Genomic DNA, 18,945 nt, shown 5'->3' on the forward strand with positions numbered 1-18,945 from the left:
GAGCCGGAATCATGAACACCTTCGAAATGCTGCTCAGGGTCGGCACCGGCGTCGGCCTCGGCGCCGTCATCGGTATCGAGCGCCAGTATCGCGCCCGGATGGCCGGACTCCGCACCAACGCCCTCGTCGCCGTCGGCGCGACGCTGTTCGTCCTGTTGTCCGCCCACGGTTTCGGCGGGCTGAACACCAGCGGTGACGCCGACCCGACGCGGGTCGCCGCCCAGATCGTCTCCGGTATCGGTTTCCTCGGCGCCGGCGTGATCCTGCGCGACGGCCTGAACGTGCGCGGGCTCAACACCGCGGCCACCCTCTGGTGCTCGGCCGCCGTCGGATCCCTTGCGGGAGCGGGACTTTACGTCGTCGCACTCGCCGGGACTGCGGTGATCGTCGGGGTCAACGTGCTGTTGCGCCCGCTCGGCCGCGTCGTCGACCGCCGCCCGGAACAGCGGGAAGACGACCTCGTGAGTGGTAAGGACGGTTAGAACGAAGGGCGCCCACGGGACCTCGCTGTGGTCGGTCCCCGTTCGGGTCCGTGAAGGAGTCCTTCATGGCAGGGTGGGTCGTGCTCGTCAGCTGGGTATAAGGGGGCTTTCGCTGCGTCTTATGCGGTGATGGGACCCTTCGCGTCTTGCTGGGCCCCGTGTTGGCGATTTGAGCGCGTCCCCAATGTGGCATTGGGGACGCACACCGTCTCCCATGCCACATTGGGCGCATCGGGGCGCCGGAGCGCCGCCGATCACGGCGCCATCTTCGCCGTACGAGTCAAGAGAACCAATCGTGTCTCAGCTACCTACGTTCGGGCGGTTTCGCGTGACTGCAGGGACGACACATGTGATCAGACGGACGACTCACGAGCAGGACAGGAAGTCCAGCAGTATCCCGGAGAACTCGCCGGGCTTCTCCAGATTGATCATGTGCGCGACCCCGGGGACGACCAGTTTCCGGGCGTCGCGTGCCTCGTTTGCGATCTGGTCCGCGATGGCGATGATGTCCGAGGAATCCAGATCCCCCACCAAGGTCAGGGTGCGCGGGGTCAGCTCGCCGATGCGCTCGATGGCCCGTAGCTCGTCCATCAGCGTGAAGCCGGCGAGCCCGTGGCGCACGATCGTCTGCGTGTACATCTCCTGGCACAGCAGCCGGACCCGCTGATCGACTTCCGTGGGCGCGCGCCGGGGCCCGTCCACCCACATGCGCAGGATGCACTCGATGGCGGCGGGAAGATCGCCCCGGGCGCCCGCCTCTTCGAGTTTCTTGTTCTGTTCCAGGACGAAGGGATCCTTCGTCACCATCGCGCTGAGGCCGGTCGCGACCAGGACGAGGTTCTCGACCAGCGCCGGATACGTCAGCGCGAAATCGACCGCGATCCGCCCGCCGCCGGACAAACCGACCAGTGACGCGCGGGGGAGGTCCAGCGCGGTCATCAGCGCGCGGAGATCCTCGTAGTGCCTGAACCGTTCCGCCGGCGTGGACGACTCGCCATGTCCGCGCGCGTCGTACCGGATGGCGGTGTGACGCCGGCTGAGTTCGCTCATCTCGGCATCCCACATCCGGGAGTCGAGCATGCCGCCGTGGAGCAGGACGACGGGATCACCCTCGCCTCGGATCTCGTACGCGAGCTCGCCGTTCTCGACCGGGATTCGACCGTGGGTCATACGTCCACGCTACCGAAGAACGCACGAAGGCCCCTTTCCCGAAAGTGCGGGGAAAGGGGCCTTCGCGTGTGGTGCTTACGCCTGGGTCATCTTCCGCAGGACGTACTGCAGGATGCCGCCGTTGCGGTAGTAGTCCGCTTCACCCGGGGTGTCGATGCGGACGTCCGCGTCGAACTCCACCTTGGTGCCGTCGGTCTTCGTCGCGGTGACGTGGACCGTGCGCGGGGTCTCGCCGTCGTTCAGCTTCGTGATGCCCGAGATGTCGAACGTCTCGGTGCCGTCGAGGCCGAGCGACGAGGCCGACTCGCCCGCCGGGAACTGCAGCGGGATGACGCCCATGCCGATCAGGTTCGACCGGTGGATGCGCTCGAACGACTCGGTGATCACCGCGCGCACACCCAGCAGGCTCGTGCCCTTGGCCGCCCAGTCGCGGGACGAACCGGAGCCGTACTCCTTGCCGCCCAGGACGACCAGCGGGATGTCCTGCGCCGCGTAGTTCTGCGCCGCGTCGTAGATGAACGCCTGCGGGGCGTCGGCCTGGGTGAAGTCGCGGGTGTAGCCGCCCTGCACGTCGTCCAGCAGCTGGTTGCGCAGCCGGATGTTCGCGAAGGTGCCGCGGATCATGACCTCGTGGTTACCGCGACGCGAGCCGTAGGAGTTGAAGTCCTTCTTCTCCACGCCGTGCTCGGTCAGGTACTGCGCGGCCGGGGTGCCCGGCTTGATCGCGCCGGCGGGGGAGATGTGGTCGGTGGTGACCGAGTCGCCCAGCTTCGCCAGCACGCGCGCGCCGGCGATGTCGGTGACCGGGGCGGGCTCCGCCTGCATGCCCTCGAAGTACGGGGGCTTCCGGACGTAGGTGGACTCCGCGTCCCAGTCGAAGGTCTTGCCCTCGGGAGTCGGCAGCGACTTCCACCGCTCGCCACCGTCGAAGACGTCGGCGTAGTCCTTGGTGAACATCTCCTGCGTGATCGCGTAGTCGATGGTCTCCTGGATCTCCTTGGCCGACGGCCAGATGTCCTTCAGGAAGACGTCGTTGCCGTCCGAGTCCTGGCCGAGCGGCTGGGCCTCGAAGTCGAAGTCCATCGTGCCGGCGAGCGCGTACGCGATGACCAGCGGCGGCGACGCGAGGTAGTTCATCTTCACGTCGGGGTTGATGCGGCCTTCGAAGTTCCGGTTGCCCGAGAGCACCGAAACCGCGGTGAGGTCGTTCTCCTGGATCGCGGCGGAGATCTCGTCCGAGAGCGGGCCGGAGTTGCCGATGCAGGTGGTGCAGCCGTAGCCGACCAGGTGGTAGCCCAGCTTCTCCAGGTACGGCCAGAGACCGGCCTTGTCGTAGTAGTCGGTGACGACCTGCGAACCCGGCGCCATGGAGGTCTTGACCCACGGCTTGACCGCGAGGCCCTTGTCGACCGCGTTCCGCGCGAGCAGCGCCGCGCCGAGCATGACCGACGGGTTGGAGGTGTTGGTGCACGAGGTGATCGAGGCGATCACCACGGCGCCGTGGTCGAGGATGAACTCGCCGCGGTCCGAGGTGCTGACCTTGATCGGGTTGGTCGGGCGGCCGCTGTGGCCGTTCGCCGCCGACTGGATGTCGACCGCGCCCTCGTCCTTGAAGGACAGGGCGGCCGGGTCGCTGGCCGGGAAGGACTCCTCGACGGCCTCGTCCACGTTGGTGTGCGGAACCTGCTCGCCGCCCACGTAGTCGTGGATCGACTTGCGGAACGAGTTCTTCGCGTCGGTGAGCTCGATGCGGTCCTGCGGGCGCTTCGGGCCGGCGATCGACGGGACGACCGTCGACAGGTCCAGCTCGAGGTACTCGGAGTACTCCGGCTCGTGCGACGGGTCGTGCCAGAGGCCCTGCTCCTTGGCGTACGCCTCGACGAGTGCGACCTGCTCCTCGGAGCGGCCGGTGAGCTTGAGGTAGCGGACGGTCTCCTCGTCGATCGGGAAGATCGCCGCGGTGGAGCCGAACTCGGGGCTCATGTTGCCGATGGTGGCGCGGTTCGCCAGCGGCACCGCGCCGACGCTCTCGCCGTAGAACTCGACGAACTTGCTGACCACGCCGTGCTTGCGCAGCATCTCGGTGATGGTGAGCACGACGTCGGTGGCGGTCACGCCGGTCGGGATCTCGCCGGTGAGCTTGAAGCCCACGACGCGCGGGATGAGCATGGAGACCGGCTGGCCCAGCATGGCGGCCTCGGCCTCGATGCCGCCGACACCCCAGCCCAGCACGCCGAGGCCGTTGACCATGGTGGTGTGCGAGTCGGTGCCGACGCAGGAGTCGGGGTACGCCTGGCCGTTGCGGGCCATCACCGTGCGCGCGAGGTGCTCGATGTTGACCTGGTGCACGATGCCGGTGCCCGGCGGGACGACCTTGAACTCGTCGAAGGCGCCCTGGCCCCAGCGCAGGAACTGGTAGCGCTCGCGGTTGCGCTCGTACTCGATCTCGACGTTGCGCTCGAAGGCGTCGGCGCGGCCGAAGACGTCGATGATGACGGAGTGGTCGATGACCAGTTCGGCGGGGGCGAGCGGGTTGACCTTGTCCGGGTCGCCGCCGAGGTCGGTGACGGCCTCGCGCATGGTGGCGAGGTCGACGACACAGGGCACGCCGGTGAAGTCCTGCATGATCACGCGGGCGGGCGTGAACTGGATTTCGATCGACGGGTCGGCCTTGGCGTCCCAGTTGCCGAGCGCGCGGATGTGGTCGGCGGTGATGTTCGCGCCGTCCTCGGTCCGCAGCAGGTTCTCGAGCAGGATCTTCAAGCTGTAGGGAAGGCGCTGGGAGCCCTCGACCTTGTTCAGGCGGAAAACCTCGTAGGAGGAGTCGCCCACCTTCAGCGTGTCTTTGGCGCCGAAGCTGTCCTTGCTGGCGGGTGCGGTCACTTCTAACTCCAGTGGCGGGTCAGTTCGGTGTGTTCTCCAGGTCGTTCGGGCCGACCCGGAGCGAGTGTTGCGCACCCCCACCGTAGGTCCGGACCCGGGATGGCACACCTCGTTCGTCCCTTCAAACAGTACGCCTGTCCTTTTTGGCTGGCAAGCCGACACGCGGGTCGCGAAGGTCTCATCGACCTGCGGCCGTTCGAGTGACGAAACGTTCGTCTGTTCGTCCCCCGTTGAGGGGAAATGGTGCCTACGGTGTGTAAGTTCCTGGTGGTGCTTCTGGTAATGCTGTGACGGCAGTGGCACAGTGAGCTCATTGTTCAAGATCAGGAGGTGGGTGGATCGTGCGTGGTGAAGCCGGGTCGGGGACCGGTGCCCGCCGTGGCATGACCATCGGCGCCCTCGGCATCGCCCTGTTGCTCGGGGTGACGGGTACCGCCGTTGCGGTGCCGCCGCCTCCGCCGAATCCGAGCGACTCCGAGATCAACTCCAGCAAGGCCGACGCCAACGCCAAGGCGGGCGATGTCGGCAGGCTCACCAATCAGCTGGCCCAGGCCGAGTCGAAGCTCGCGCAGCTCAACGACGACGTCGAGCTGAAGATGGAAGAGGCCAACAAGGCCAGGGTCGACGCGGAGACCGCGCAGGACGAAGCCGCGCAGGCCGATCGCGAGGCGCGGTCCGCGCGCACCGAATCCGACGCCGCGCAGGCGACCATCGACAAGGCCCGCGCCGACCTCGACAAATTCGCCGCCGCGAGTTTCCAGCAGGGCAGCACGATCGGCTCGGTGTCGGCGTATCTGACCGCCAACAGCCCGAAGGAACTCCTCGGCCGCGCCCAGATGCTCGACGCGGTCGGCGGCAGCAGGCTCAACGCGCTCGACGCGATGAAGCGCGCGCAGACGGACAAGTCCAACAAGGACGCGACCGCGCGCAAGAAGCTGGAGATCGCGCAGGAGCGCAAGCGCGCGGCCGAGGCGGCCAAGCACGAGGCCGACAACGCGCAGAGTGCCGCGCAGCACGCCCAGGACACCCAGGCCACGCAGAACCAGAAACTCGAAGCCGACAAGGCCAGCGTCGAGAAGCAGCTCTTCGAAGCGCAGCAGAAGGTCAACGGCCTGCAGGGCCAGCGGCAGCGCTATGAAGACTGGAAGGCGCAGAAGGCCCGCGAGGACGAGGAGCGCGCCCGTCAGGCCGCTCTCGCCGCGGAAAGGCCCAGCCAGGGCGGCGGTGGCCGTCCGTCCGGCAGGCCCGTCCAGTCGGCTCCGGCCGGGGCGAGCGTCGAGGCCGTCGTCCGGCGGGCGCTCGCGCAGCTCGGAGTGGTCTACGCGTGGGGTGGCGGCAACACCTCCGGCCCCACCCGCGGTATCCGCGACGGTGGTACGGCCGACCGCTACGGCGACTACAACAAGATCGGCTTCGACTGCTCGGGCCTGATGATCTACGCGTTCGCCGGGGTGAAGTCGCTTCCGCACTACAGCGGCTACCAGTACAACGCCGGGCGGAAGGTGCCGCTCTCCCAGATGCGCCGCGGCGACATGCTCTTCTGGGGCGGCAGTGCGCGGGGCATCCACCACGTAGCGATGTACCTGGGGAACGGCCAGATGGTCGAGGCGCCGCAGTCGGGCCTGCGGGTCCGGATCGCGCCGGTGCGGTACGGCGGCATCATGCCGTATGCGACCCGCTTGATCGGCTAAGCGTGTCCTACGCGGGGATCGTGCTGGCGGGCGGCGCCGCGCGTCGGCTGTCCGGTGTGGACAAACCCGCGCTCCCCGTCGGCGGGAAACCGTTGCTGGCCAGGGCTTTGACGGCCCTCGCGGACGCGGATCCGGTGATCGTCGTCGGGCCGGAACGGCCGGGATTCGGCGACGTCGTCTGGACCAGGGAATCGTCACCGGGAACCGGTCCGGTGGCCGCGCTGGCGGCCGGGCTCGCGTTGGTGCGCACGGAGCTCGTCGTGGTGCTGGCCGGTGATCTCGCCGGCGTCCGGAAGTCCACTGTGGACCGATTGCTGTCAGGGCTCGGCCGGGCTTCGGGGGCCGTGCTGGTCGACGCCTCGGGCGAGCGGCAGTGGCTGCTCGGCGCTTGGCGTGCGGAGGCCTTGCGCGACGCCCTGCCGGAAACGGTGGAGAACGCGTCGCTTCGCCGGACGTTGGGCGGGCTGGAGATCGTCGACGTGCCCGAAGAGCCCGGGGAGAGCGCCGACATCGACACGCCGGAGGATCTGGACCGGTTTTCCTGACCGAAGCCGGGGAACGCGGGCGGGTGGTTCGGCATCATAAGCCGGTGAGCGACCTGCATCCGGACGAGTACGAGTCGGACCTCCTGCGCGACGGCCAGGGATTCATCGAGGATTTCGACACGTGGTCCGCGCTGCTCGCGCTGGAGGCCGTGCTCGACGAAGCGCTCACCGAACCGGAGATCGCTTCGGGACTTCGCAGGGAGGGGCTGCGCGCCGAAGACGCCCGCACGGCCGTGCTCGGCGACGTCACCGCGCTCGCGCGGATCCGGATGGAGCGGGAACGGGCGGACGTGGTCGTCGAACGGCCCCGGCGCCTTCCCTTCCGGCGGGTGACCGTCCGTGAGGTGGGCTGGTTGCTCGTGACCTGCGCGCTTCTCGTCGGGTACCTCCGGATCCTGCAGCTGACGTGGTCGTCGATGCCGTTGCCGTTCCAGCTGGTCGGCGTGCTGGGGCTCGGCGGCGTGCTGGGGCTCGGCGGCGTGATCGGGATGGCCGTCCTGGTCATCGGCCGCCGGATCCCCGGGCTCTTCGTCACCGAGGGCTGGCAACGCACCGAGGAATGGGCGCATCCGGAGATGGTCGGCTTGGGCGACCGGTGGGAGTTCGCGCTGCGGGAGATCGTCCTGCCCGCCCTCCGGGACCATCTGCGGGATCACCGGCGGATCCGCTCGGGCCTGGAGCTCGTCTTCGAAGAGCCGGACGCCTCGGCGGAGCTGGAAGCGGGGCTCGTGCGGACGGCCGCGGTGAAACGGCTGCGGCGGATCGTCGATCGGGCGGATTCGGTGGCCGTCGCGCTCGCCGGGCACCGGGGGACCGGCAAGACCACGTCGATCCGCTCGCTGGAACAGGGCCTGCTGAGCCGGTCGGACCGGGCGGCGCCACTGGTCGTGGTCGCCTCCGCGCCCGCCGCGTACGAGGCCCGCGACTTCGTGCTGCACCTGCACGCGTTGCTCTGCAAGGCGGTGCTGGCGAAAATCTCGAAGGGCTCGCGAACGGTGTCCGGCCGGCTCCGTCGGCGGCGGATGCTCGGGCGTTCATTCCGGAAGGCGTTGGCGTTCCTGGTGTTCTGGGGAGTGGCGGCGTCGACCGTCTGGCTGCTGTGGGGCGGGACGCCGTGGCAAGACCTCTGGACGCTCGCCCTCGATGTCGTCAATGGGCGCGTGACGCCTCAACAGGTATGGACGGGACAGTCCACAGCGAAGCTCGTCGCCCTCGGGGTGGTGTCGCTGTTCCTGCTGCGGTCGGTGTTCGGCGTGGTGGCGGCCGGGGTCGCGGTCGCCCGGTTGCTGATCGCGCGGCGCCGGGACATCCGCCTGGCAGGCTTCCGCCGCCTCACCGAACAGCAACTCGACCGGATCCGGTTCCTGCAGACCTACACGACCGGATGGTCCGGGAAGCTCAGCATGCCGCTGAAGGGGGAAGCGGGCCGCACCTGGTCGACGCAGCGTGCCGAACAGCAGCTCACCCATCCGGAGGTCGTGGACAAGTTCCGCGAGTTCGCCGAGGAGGCGGCTCGGCGGCTCGACGTGGAGCGGGTCGCCGGCCGGGTCGTGATCGCGATCGACGAACTGGACAAGATCGGCGAGCCCGACAAGGCGCACCAGTTCATCAACGACGTGAAGGGCGTCTTCGACGTTCCGGGGTGCCTGTTCTTCGTGTCCGTCTCGGACGACGCCGTCCTCGGCTTCGAACAGCGGGGGCTCGGCGTCCGGGACGCCTTCGACAGCGCGTTCTCGGAGATGGTGCGGCTCGAACCGTTCACTTTGGACGAAAGCAGGCTCTGGATCGCCTTGCGGTTGCGGGGGATCTCCGAGCAGTTCTGCTACCTGGCGCATTGTCTGTCGGGAGGCCTGCCCCGCGACCTCAAACGCTGTGCCACCGAGATGGTCGATCTCGCGAACGAGGTCTACCAGCCGTCGCTGGAAGTCGTCGCCCGAAGCCTCGTCACCGGGGAACTGGCGGGCAAGGCCCGCGCCTTCATCGCCACCGCGGCCACCTTGGACCGCTCGCCGGAACTGGTCGCGCTGACCACCGAACTGCTCGGCATCCCGGGCACGGAGGAGCCGGCAGCGCTGGCCGCGATCGCCGAACGACTGGTGGCCGACGGCGACACCGGCGCCGCCGCGATCAGCGATCTGCGCTGGCACAGCGGCTGTTTCGTGCTGTTCTGCGCGACCGTGCTGGAGGTCTTCGACGACACGCTGACCGGCGACCGGCTGACGCCCCGCCTGCACCGGCTCGCCGTCGTCCGGCAGCGGATGGCGATGCATCCGAAACAGGCGTGGGACGACCTGGTGAAGTTCCGCGGCGAGGCCCCTTCACAGCCGTCATACCGCTGATCGGGTTGGCTACCGTCACGAACGGCTGTGTCACCGACCACTACGGTCACATCCGGACGCAAGAACGCAAGCGGGGAACACAGGAGGCACGAGTGACCGAGCCCGGCTACGCCGACGGCGCGCAGCAGCAGCCCGGAACGCCGGCGCGGGACGCCCAGTTGCTGGAGCGGACCGTGTTCGAGGTCAAGCGGATCATCGTCGGCCAGGACAGGCTGGTCGAGCGGATGCTGGTCGGCCTTCTGGCCAGGGGACACCTTCTGCTCGAAGGTGTGCCCGGTGTCGCGAAGACCCTCGCCGTCGAGACCTTCGCGAGAGTGGTCGGCGGCTCGTTCTCGCGCGTGCAGTTCACCCCGGACCTGGTCCCCGCCGACATCCTCGGCACCCGGATCTACCGGCAGGGCGCCGAGCGGTTCGACGTCGAGCTCGGCCCGGTGGTGGCGAACTTCGTGCTCGCCGACGAGATCAACCGCGCGCCCGCCAAGGTGCAGTCGGCGATGCTGGAGGTGATGGCCGAGCGGCACGTGTCGATCGGTGGCCAGACCTTCCCGATGCCCGACCCGTTCCTCGTGCTCGCCACGCAGAACCCGATCGAGAACGAGGGTGTGTACCCGCTGCCCGAGGCGCAGCGTGACCGCTTCCTGTTCAAGATCGTCGTCGAGTACCCGACGGCCGAGGAAGAGCGCGAGATCATCTACCGGATGGGTGTCACCCCGCCCACCCCGCAAGAGGTGCTCAGCCCGGCGGAGCTGGTGCGGCTGCAGAACGTCGCTTCGCAGGTCTTCGTGCACCACGCGCTCGTCGACTACGTCGTGCGCCTCGTGCTCACCACCCGTACGCCGAACGACCACGGCCTCGCCGACGTCGCGGGCTGGGTGTCCTACGGCGCCTCGCCGCGTGCCAGCCTCGGCATCATCGCCGCGGCCCGCGCGCTTGCGCTGGTCCGCGGGCGGGACTACGTGCTGCCGCAGGACGTCGTCGACGTCGTTCCCGACGTGCTGCGTCACCGGCTCGTGCTGTCCTACGACGCGCTGGCCGACGGTGTCCCCATCGACCACATCATCACGCGGGTGCTGCAGACCGTGCCACTGCCGCAGGTCTCGGCCCGACCGCAGGGCGGCGCCGGGCAGGGCGGCCCGGTCCCGGCCGGCGCACCGGTCAGGTAAGGAATCGAGCGTGAAGAACGAGAAGGGCGAACGTCCTTCCTGGGCTCCGCCGGTACTCCGCGGGGAGCGGATGGAGGCGGGCCTGCGCACGCTCGAACTCGACGTGCGCCGCCGTCTCGACGGGCTGCTGCAGGGAAACCATCTCGGCCTGGTGCCGGGGCCCGGTTCGGAACCGGGGGAGGCCCGGCCGTACCAGCCCGGTGACGACGTCCGCCGGATGGACTGGGCGGTCACCGCGCGCACGACGAGCCCGCATATCCGGGAGACCGTCGCCGACCGCGAACTGGAGACGTGGCTGGTGGCGGACGTGTCCGCGAGCCTCGACTTCGGCACGGCGCTGTGCGAGAAACGCGACCTGGTCGTCTGCGCGACGGCCGCGGTCGCGCATCTGACCGGCGGTGGCGGCAACCGGATCGGCGCGCTCGTCTCCAACGGGGCGGGCAGCATCACGCGTATCCCGGCGCGCGGCGGGCTCCCGCACGCGCGGGGGCTGGTCCGCAAGATCGCCGAGACCCCGCGTGCCGAGGAAGGTGTCCGCGGGGATCTCGCCGCGGCACTGGAGAAACTACGCCGTCCGCCGCGTCGTCGCGGGCTCGCCGTCGTGATCTCCGACTTCCTCGGCGACACCGAATGGCAGCGTCCGTTGCGGGCGCTCGGCGGGCACCACGACCTCATCGCCATCGAAGTCCTCGACCCGCGCGACATCGACCTGCCCGACGTGGGCACCGTCGTGCTGGCCGACCCGGAGACAGGGAAACAGCGCGAAGTGCACGCTTCGGCCTTGCTGCGCAAGGAATTCGGCGCCGCGGCGCACGCACACCGGCAGGAGGTCGCGGCCGCGCTGCGCCGGGCCGGTGCCGCGCATCTGGTGCTGCGCACCGATTCGGACTGGATCGCGGACATGGTCCGGTTCGTGGTGGCCCGCAAGCGCCGCTGGTCCGGTGGTGTCGCGTGAGCCTCACCGGATTCGCGTCGCCGTGGTGGTTCCTGCTGCTGCTGGCGGTCGCCGCGGTGGCCGTCGGCTACGTGCTGTCCCAGCGTGCGCGGCGCAAGCGCACCATGCGGTTCGCCAACCTGGAACTGCTGGAGAAGGTCGCGCCGAAGAGCCAGGGATGGGTGCGGCACGTTCCCGCCATCCTGATCGTGCTCTCGCTGCTGGTGCTCACCGTCGCGCTCGCCGGTCCGACGGCCGAGCAGAAGGTGCCCCGCAACCGGGCCACCGTGATGCTGGTGATCGACACCTCGCTGTCGATGGAGGCGACCGACGTCGCCCCGACCCGGCTGAAGGCGGCGCAGGAGTCGGCGCGGTCGTTCGCGCAGAACATGACTCCCGGCGTGAACCTCGGGCTGATCTCCTTCGCGGGGACGGCGACCGTGCTGGTCGCGCCGACCACCGATCGCGGTGGCGTGGTGAAGGCGATCGACAACCTGAAGCTGGCCCAGTCGACGGCCACCGGTGAAGGGATCTTCGCCGCGTTGCAGTCGATCGAGAGCTTCTCGGCGATCGTCGGTGGCGCGGAGGGCCCGCCGCCCGCCCGGATCGTCCTGATGAGTGACGGCAAGCAGACCGTCCCGGACGACCTGTACGCCCCGCGTGGCGGCTATACGGCTGCTCAGGCGGCGAAGCAGGCTCAGGTCCCGATCTCGTCGATCTCGTTCGGCACCACGCACGGTTCGGTCGACATCGACGGCAAACCGCAGGACGTGAAGGTCGACGACGAATCGCTGGAGGAGATCGCGCGGCTTTCGGGCGGCGACTTCTACAAGGCGGCGAGCGCGGACGAGCTGAAACGCGTGTACGACGACCTCGGCGAGCAGATCGGGTACGAACTCAAGGACGCCGACGCGAGTCGTCCTTGGGTCATCCTGGGGACGTTGGTGCTGATGATCGGGGCCGCGGCTTCGCTCTTCCTGGGGCAGCGATTGCCCTAGATGGGCTTTTCGACCGAGTTCGGGCCGAAGCCGGTGTTGCGAAAGCCACTTTCGCAACGTTGAAGGTTGCGAAAGTGGCTTTCGCAACGCGGTCCGGCTCGGGGACTGATCACAGGCTCGCCAACTGCCATGCCGACGGCGTGGTGAAGGCCTCCTTCGCTACTTCAGGGTAGGCAAGGAGGCCTTCACTACGCCGTCGGCGGGCGGCTCGGCGACGCGCCATCGTCGAGCACGACTTGCCACCCGGCGGCCCGTATGTGTTGCCTGATTCGGCCCCCGAGCGTGCTATGAAAGGTCCTTTCCTTGCAAAATTTGCAAGGAAAGGACCTTTCATAGCATTCGGGACCGGGCGGCTACGGGGTCGCGAAGCCGTTCTGCCGCCAAGCCTCGTACACGCTGATAGCGGCGGTGTTCGAAAGGTTCAGCGACCGGCTCGACGGCAGCATCGGCAGCCGCACCCGGTCCGTCACCTGCGGGGACTCCTGGACCTCGGCGGGCAGCCCCGCCGACTCCGGCCCGAACATCAAGACGTCACCGGGCTCGTACGCGACGTCGGTGTGCAGCCGCGTCGCCGAAGCGCTGAACGCGTAGACCCGGGCGGGTAACAACGCCGCCCACGCCGCGTCGAGATCCGCGTGGACGTGGACGCGCGCGAGGTCGTGGTAGTCGAGCCCGGCGCGCCGTAACTGCTTGTCCTCCAGCGTGAAACCGAGCGGCTCCACCAAATGGAGCTCGCAGCCGGTGTTCGCGGTCAAGCGGATCGCGTTACCCGTGTTGGGCGGGATTTCGGGGCGGTAGAACAGGATGCGGAACACGAGGGTTGATCGTCTTTCGTTCACGGGCGCTTCGCCTGAGCGCGGCCGGGCGGCCATCAAGCTGGACGAGCATGAGGCCCGCCCGTGACCATCCCACCACAGGAGGGCTTACATGCCTTCGCTCCCTCACCCCCTGTCGCGGCGTCGCTTCCTCGGTTATGGCTCCGCCGGCGCGGCCGCCGTCCTGCTGGGGACCGGTGCCTGGAACGCCGCCGGCGCGATGCCGCTCGCTCGCGGTGCCGGCGACCCGTTCACCCTCGGTGTCGCGTCGGGCGATCCGTTGCCCGGCGGTGTCGTGCTCTGGACCAGGCTCGCGCCGAAGCCCTACGAGGCCGACGGGTTCGGCGGTATGCCGCGCACGCCGGTCCGCGTCGAGTACGAGGTGTCGCTCGACGAGCGTTTCCGCGCCGTCGTCCGCCGTGGGTCCGTGGTCGCCACGCCCGAACTCGGTCACTCCGTGCACCCCGAGGTCCACGGTCTCGCGCCGGATCACGAGTACTTCTACCGCTTCCGCACGGGCGGCGTGATCTCGCCGGTCGGGCGCACCCGGACGGCTCCGGTCGCCTGGTCGTCGCCTCGTGAGCTGAACTTCGCGTTCGCGTCCTGCCAGAACTGGGAGGCCGGGCACTTCACCGCGTACGACCACATGGCGGCCGAGGACCTCGACCTGGTCGTGCACCTGGGGGACTACCTCTACGAAAGCGGTGTCACCGGTGTCGGCCGCGGGACGCCGGTGGGATCGCAGTTCAAGGGCGAGACCTTCGACCTGGCCCGCTACCGGCTCCAGTACGCGCTCTACAAGTCCGAAGCGCCGTTGATGGCCGCGCACGCCGCCTTCCCGTGGATCCACGTCAACGACGACCACGAGGTCGAGAACAACTGGGCCGGCGACATCTCGCAGATCGACAAGGAACCGGACCAGGACCGCGCGGTGTTCCGGCAGCGGCGGGCCGAGGCGTTCCAGGCGATGTACGAGCACCTGCCGTACCGCATCGCCCAGCTGCCGAAGGGGCCGGACGCGCGGCTTCACCGGCGGCTCAGTTACGGCACGCTGGCCGATTTCACCATGCTCGACACCCGCCAGTACCGCGACGACCAGCCGTGCGGCGACGGTCAGTCGGCGAACTGCACCGAGCGGTTCGACGAGGACCGCACCCTGCTCGGCTCGGAGCAGCGGACGTGGCTGCTCGACGGGTTCTCGCGGTCCCGCGCGCGGTGGCAGATCCTCGGCAACCAGGCGCCGATGGGCCAGACCGACACCGACGCGGGCGAGGCGACGAACGTCTACCTCGACCCGTGGGACGGCTACGTCGCCGACCGCGACCGCGTGCTCGCCGCGGCGCAGGACCGCGGGGTGCGGAACCTGGTGGTCATCACCGGCGACAGGCACCAGAACTACGCCTGGGACCTCAAGCGCGACTTCAACGACCCCGGTTCGCCCACCGTGGCGAGCGAGTTCGTCGGGACGTCGATCACCAGCGGTGGCAACGGCGCGGACATGACGCCCGGCGGTGAGACCCTGCTGAAGGCCAACCCGCACATGAAGTTCTTCAACAGCCAGCGGGGCTACGTCCGAGTGAACGTCAACCGGCAGCGCTGGCGGAGTGACTTCCGGGTGGTGCCGTTCGTCAACACCCCCGGAGCGCCGATCAGCACGCGGGCCAGTTACGTCGTCGAAGACCGGCGGCCCGGCGTTCAGTCCGCCTGAGCGGGCACGAAGGCGGCGTACGCCTCGCGTACCGCCGCGGGCGGCGCCGCCTTCGTGAGCGTCGACGGGTCGACGAAGACGTAGCGGGTCTTGACTTCCGCGCACAGCCGACCGTCGCGAGTGATCTCGAAGTCGATGATCAGCGACGTCGTACCGAGGTGGTTCAGGTATACGGCGACGACCAGTTCGTCGTCGTAACGGCAAGGCGCGCGGTAGCGGAGATTCGATTCGGCGACGACGACGTCCACACCGGCGGCCAGCGCCTCCTGGTGGGAGCCGAAAAGGGCTTTCTCCGCCTCGAACATGGCCATGTCCACATAGGCGAGGTAGTGCGCGTTGAACACGATGCCCTGCCCGTCGCATTCGTGGTAGCGCACGCGCAGTGGCATCTCGACGATCGGTTTCCGTGGCTCTGTCACGGTTCCAACCTACGTGAAGGCCCTCTTCCCGCGGCTGAGCCGAGGGAAGGGGGCCTTCACGCGCGTCCGGTCAGTCGATGAAATCGATGTTCGGATGACGCGGCGACTCGCCGTCGAGCAGATGCCGGTCCCGGCCCTTCAGGTGCAGATCGAAGAACGCGCCGATGTAGTCCCGCTGCGCGGCCACGGAACGGCGGGGATCGATGGTGCCGATGACCGCCTCCCGCTTCTCCGGCGTCACACGCGAACCGAGCTGCGGCACGACGACCTGCAGGTCGCTGTAGGCCATGTGCGTGCTGCCGCCGCGCAGGTACAGATCACGCTTCCAGCCCCGCTGGTTGGCCCAGAAATCCGCCCAGCTGCGGTCGAATTCGGGATGCCGGTGCGTGTGTTCGAGCGGTTTGCCGGTCTCATCGGTGCCCTCGGCGCCCATCAGCACGAACGGCCGGTCGAGACCGCGTTTGGTGACCTCTCCTGGCACGTAGACGCTGCCTGGCGGGTAGCCGATCGCGCTCGCCATCGCGCCGTCGAGGTTGATCCCGGCATCGACGCGGCGGTCGTGGACCATCGTCTCGCCGGCGGTGAACCCGCCGTAGGAATGGCCGTAGGCGCCGACCCTGGACAGGTCGAGCGACCAGCCGAGCCCGCGGGGAAGCGGCCGGTTCTCCGCGTCCGGGTTCTGCCCGCGGGTGATCTTCGCCAGCTGGTCGAGGACGAACCGGCTGTCGGCGACGCGGGCGTCGAGCGCCTTCTTCATGAACTCGGGACCTTCGCCAGAGACGGCCGTTTCGAGCCGTCCGCCGGGGAACTCGACCGCGGCGCTCTCGTAGGTGTGCGAAAGCGAGACGACCACGTAACCGCGGCTGGCCAGGTCGTCGACGATCGCCGTGTACGTCTCGCGAGGGCCGCCGAAGCCCGGGGAGAAGAGCGTGACGGGCTTCGGCGCGCCGTGCGCCACGGGCACGCCGAGTTCGGCCCGCCGCTTCGCCGAGGCCCAGTCGATGGAGCCCGCCGGCAGACCGAGGTAGTCCTCGCTCGCCAGCACCTGGTCGAGGACGGAACCCACCCCGGGCGCGAGCCACGGTGCTCGCGGGCCGTCGGCGAACCGGTCCGCCGGATAGGTGACGGTGACCATGAGCTCCCGTCGCCGCTCCGGTTTCCATGGATCGGGGCGGGACGGGTCGACGAGGTGGAGGTCGGTGGTGCCGACGTCGTAGGGGCCGGTGAGGGCCGGTGCGGTGAGCTTGGCCTGGTCGGCCGCGACGGCGGGGGCCGCCGTGGCGAGCCCGCCCGCGAGCGCGAGGCCCGCGATCAGCGCCGAACCCCGCACCACCCTGGTGTGTCTCAATGACACTGCTGGAGTCCTTCCGGATCGGGGCGGCCCGATGGCCGCCTGTTTCCGACCCTGGCAGCGCCCGGGTGCGACGCGCATCCCTCTGGAGATGGAGCCGTGATCACCCGTGCAGGGCACGGTAGGCCGAAGCCGCTCCGGGATGCAGCGGGACCTTCCCGGTACCGATCAGCGTCCGGACGTCGAGGAACTGCGTTCCCACCGCGGCCGCGGGGACGAGGTCGGCGGCGTGCGCGGCCAGCACGCGTGCCACCGCGGCCGCGACGTCATCGGGCAGTGACGGTGCGGCCAGCAGCAGGTTCGCGACGCCGATCGTCCGCAGCTCGCCGACGCCCTGATAGGCCTGCGCCGGTACGTGGACCTGGTCGTACACGGGTCCGTAGCCGGCGCGCAGGGCGGGAAGGTGCCCGTCGAGCGGGAGGAGCGTGATCGGGGTGGTGCGGTTCAGTTCGGTGAGCGCGGGGGTCGGGATCCCGCCGGACCAGAGCAGCGCGTCGACCTCGTGCGCGGCCAGCGCGTTGATCGCTTCGCCCAGGAGCAGGTTCTTGGCCTTCACGGGCACTTCGGCTCGGGCGAACAGACGGGTGCTGAACACCGCGACGCCGGACCCGCTCGCGCCCATCGCCACCGGACGCCCGGACAGATCGGCGAGCGACCGCACACCGCCGTCCACCCGGACGACGAGCTGGTGGTAGTTCTCGTAGACGCGGCCGATGGCCGAGAACGCGATCGGGACGGAGAACGGCTCCGCGCCGAGGAAAGCGGACTCGGCGACGTCTCCGAGGACGAGCCCGAGATCGGCTCTGCCGTCCCGTAGCCGACGCAGGTTCTCGACGCTGGCCTCGGTGGCGACGGCGCTCGCCCGCAGCCGTGGTTCCGCCCGGTTCAATTGCTGGGCCAGGAGTTCCGCGAAGGCCAGATAGAAGCCGCCGCTCTCGCCCGCCGCGATGACGACCTCTCGCTCCTGGCCCCGGTAGCCCGCGGTCGAACAGCCCGCGAGCGTCGCGAGCCCGGCGAGGAGCGCGGTGCGCCTGGTGACGGTCATGGTTTTTCCCTTGCCGCGAGAGGGAGTTCGACGCGGACTTCGAGGCCGTGCGGTTCCGCCTCGCGCAGTTCGAGTTTCCCGCCCCTGGCGAGTACGTGCTGGCTCGCGATCGCGAGGCCGAGACCCGTGCCGCGCGGGGCGCCGTCGCCACCGGCACGCCAGAAGCGTTCGGTCGCGCGTTCCCTGTCCTCTTCGGACAGTCCGGGACCGTTGTCGGACACGAAGAGCGTCGCCGTCGTCTCGCCGGTTTCGTAGCCGGTGGTGATCGTGGCGCCGCGTCCCGCGTAGTGCACCGCGTTGTCCAGCAGGACATCCAGCACTTGGGCCAGTTCGCTTTCCTCGCACCGCACCGGCACCGGCTCGTCGTGGCCTTCCGACGCCGCGAGGCCCACTCCCGCGTCTTCGGCCGAGGGCCGCCACGCGTCGACCCGTTCCGCCAGGACGGCGGGGAGATCGCAGGGTTCGTCGCCGGATTCGCCCGCGGCCAGCCGGGTCGCGGCGCTTTCGGCGAGCGCCAGCGCGAGCAGTCCGTCGAGCAGGGACTCCAGGCGCTCGACCTCGGCGACGGTCGCCCGGTAGGCCCGCTGGCCGTCGCCGTCGACCTGCGCGGCGAGCGAATCCACCCGCAACCGCAAGGCGGCCATGGGATTCCGCAGCTGATGCGACGCGTCCGCGACCAGCCGCCGCTGCTGTTCGGACGACTCGACGACGGCGTCGGACATCCGGTTGAACGATGTCGCGAGCGACCGCAGCTCCCGGGGCCCGGCCCGCTCGGGGACCTGCGCGCGATGTCCTTCGGTCACCGCCTGCACGCCGGTCTCCAGTTCGTGCAGCGGCCGCACCATCCAGCGGGCCAGCAGGACCGCGAGCAGGACGAACACGGCCGCGACCAGCACCGCGCCCGCGACGATCGCGGCCCAGCGGGCGGCGACGTCGGCCGCCGCCGTGGTCACCGACGCGCGGAGCACGACCACACCGGCCACCCGGGTCCCGGTGCCCACCGGACGGGCGAAATGGACCGGATCCGCCGACCACGGGCTGAGCTGTTCCGGCCCTTTCGCGGGCTGGTTGCGCAGCGCCGCCTCGACGAGCGAGCGGACCACCGGTTCCGCGGCGGTCATCCCGCCGGTTTCGACCAGCGGCACGCCGCGCGCGTCGACCACCACGACCGCTTCGCCGTATAACGACGAATACCGCGCGGCGTCGACCGCCAGCGCGGTCGGGTCGGCGGCGTCGACCGCCTGCTGGGCGAGGACGACGAACCGGTCGACGTCGGCGTTGCGCGCGATCACGAGCTGCTGCGTGCGCTGTGCGGCCGTCGACCCGAACAGCGGGATCGCGAACGCGGCGACCACCGTCAGCGCGAGGGCGACGAGGACGACCAGCAGCCGGGTGCGCACCG

General features: G+C 69.5%; 15 protein-coding genes. 8 read left to right on the forward strand and 7 right to left on the reverse strand.

What is annotated here, in order from left to right; translation table 11 throughout:
* The first annotated feature begins 11 nt into the window (after positions 1-11).
* Complete coding sequence (locus AMK34_RS03335) at positions 12-482, forward strand: MgtC/SapB family protein (protein ID WP_016334107.1); 471 nt, start codon at positions 12-14, stop codon at positions 480-482.
* A 366-nt stretch (positions 483-848) separates the two neighbouring features.
* Here AMK34_RS03335 and AMK34_RS03340 read toward each other — a convergent pair whose 3' ends face one another.
* Together AMK34_RS03340 and AMK34_RS03345 are read right to left on the reverse strand one after the other, a co-directional pair.
* Complete coding sequence (locus AMK34_RS03340) at positions 849-1,652, reverse strand: alpha/beta fold hydrolase (protein ID WP_073842824.1); 804 nt, start codon at positions 1,650-1,652, stop codon at positions 849-851.
* Between the two features lie 75 nt (positions 1,653-1,727).
* The gene (locus AMK34_RS03345) at positions 1,728-4,535 is read right to left on the reverse strand and encodes an aconitate hydratase (protein WP_038513991.1); all 2,808 of its coding nucleotides are present in this window, start codon (positions 4,533-4,535) and stop codon (positions 1,728-1,730) included.
* Positions 4,536-4,876: 341 nt separating this feature from the next.
* Here AMK34_RS03345 and AMK34_RS03350 point away from each other — a divergent pair, with 341 nt between their 5' ends.
* From AMK34_RS03350 to AMK34_RS03375, 6 genes are all read left to right on the forward strand, one after another.
* Positions 4,877-6,226, forward strand: a complete 1,350-nt coding sequence (locus tag AMK34_RS03350) for an NlpC/P60 family protein (protein ID WP_038513988.1) — start codon at positions 4,877-4,879, stop codon at positions 6,224-6,226.
* Between the two features lie 2 nt (positions 6,227-6,228).
* A complete protein-coding gene (gene mobA, locus AMK34_RS03355) occupies positions 6,229-6,771 on the forward strand; it encodes a molybdenum cofactor guanylyltransferase (RefSeq protein ID WP_073842826.1) in 543 nt (180 codons plus the stop codon).
* Between the two features lie 44 nt (positions 6,772-6,815).
* Positions 6,816-9,110: a hypothetical protein gene (locus AMK34_RS03360; RefSeq protein WP_073842828.1), complete on the forward strand. Its 2,295-nt coding sequence runs from the start codon at positions 6,816-6,818 to the stop codon at positions 9,108-9,110.
* Positions 9,111-9,202: 92 nt separating this feature from the next.
* Positions 9,203-10,273: an AAA family ATPase gene (locus tag AMK34_RS03365; protein WP_037305078.1), complete on the forward strand. Its 1,071-nt coding sequence runs from the start codon at positions 9,203-9,205 to the stop codon at positions 10,271-10,273.
* A 70-nt stretch (positions 10,274-10,343) separates the two neighbouring features.
* Entirely contained in the window at positions 10,344-11,228 is an 885-nt protein-coding gene (locus tag AMK34_RS03370) for a DUF58 domain-containing protein (protein WP_225950060.1), read from the forward strand.
* Positions 11,225-12,205, forward strand: coding sequence for a VWA domain-containing protein (locus AMK34_RS03375; RefSeq protein ID WP_016334115.1), 981 nt, complete (start codon positions 11,225-11,227; stop codon positions 12,203-12,205). Before AMK34_RS03370 ends, AMK34_RS03375 begins: the two co-directional genes overlap by 4 nt.
* 353 nt (positions 12,206-12,558) lie before the next feature.
* Here AMK34_RS03375 and AMK34_RS03380 read toward each other — a convergent pair whose 3' ends face one another.
* Positions 12,559-13,020 (reverse strand): tRNA (cytidine(34)-2'-O)-methyltransferase, encoded by a 462-nt coding sequence (locus AMK34_RS03380; protein ID WP_073842830.1) that lies wholly within the window; start codon positions 13,018-13,020, stop codon positions 12,559-12,561.
* A gap of 112 nt (positions 13,021-13,132) precedes the next feature.
* Between AMK34_RS03380 and AMK34_RS03385 the strand changes: the two genes are divergently transcribed.
* On the forward strand, positions 13,133-14,728 hold the full coding sequence (locus tag AMK34_RS03385) for an alkaline phosphatase D family protein (protein WP_073842832.1): 1,596 nt from the start codon (positions 13,133-13,135) through the stop codon (positions 14,726-14,728).
* Here the strand turns inward: AMK34_RS03385 and AMK34_RS03390 are convergent.
* The 4 genes from AMK34_RS03390 to AMK34_RS03405 form a co-directional block, all read right to left on the reverse strand.
* The gene (locus AMK34_RS03390; RefSeq protein WP_038513971.1) at positions 14,716-15,147 is read right to left on the reverse strand and encodes an acyl-CoA thioesterase; all 432 of its coding nucleotides are present in this window, start codon (positions 15,145-15,147) and stop codon (positions 14,716-14,718) included. The genes AMK34_RS03385 and AMK34_RS03390 overlap by 13 nt on opposite strands.
* 70 nt (positions 15,148-15,217) lie before the next feature.
* The gene (locus tag AMK34_RS03395) at positions 15,218-16,501 is read right to left on the reverse strand and encodes an alpha/beta hydrolase family protein (protein WP_073842834.1); all 1,284 of its coding nucleotides are present in this window, start codon (positions 16,499-16,501) and stop codon (positions 15,218-15,220) included.
* A gap of 100 nt (positions 16,502-16,601) precedes the next feature.
* Positions 16,602-17,543, reverse strand: coding sequence for a TAXI family TRAP transporter solute-binding subunit (locus AMK34_RS03400; protein WP_073842836.1), 942 nt, complete (start codon positions 17,541-17,543; stop codon positions 16,602-16,604).
* The gene (locus AMK34_RS03405; protein ID WP_073842838.1) at positions 17,540-18,943 is read right to left on the reverse strand and encodes a sensor histidine kinase; all 1,404 of its coding nucleotides are present in this window, start codon (positions 18,941-18,943) and stop codon (positions 17,540-17,542) included. The genes AMK34_RS03400 and AMK34_RS03405 overlap by 4 nt, the downstream gene beginning before the upstream one ends.
* Positions 18,944-18,945 lie beyond the last annotated feature (2 nt).

It is taken from the genome of Amycolatopsis sp. CB00013, assembly GCF_001905755.1.
Lineage (GTDB): Bacteria > Actinomycetota > Actinomycetes > Mycobacteriales > Pseudonocardiaceae > Amycolatopsis > Amycolatopsis japonica.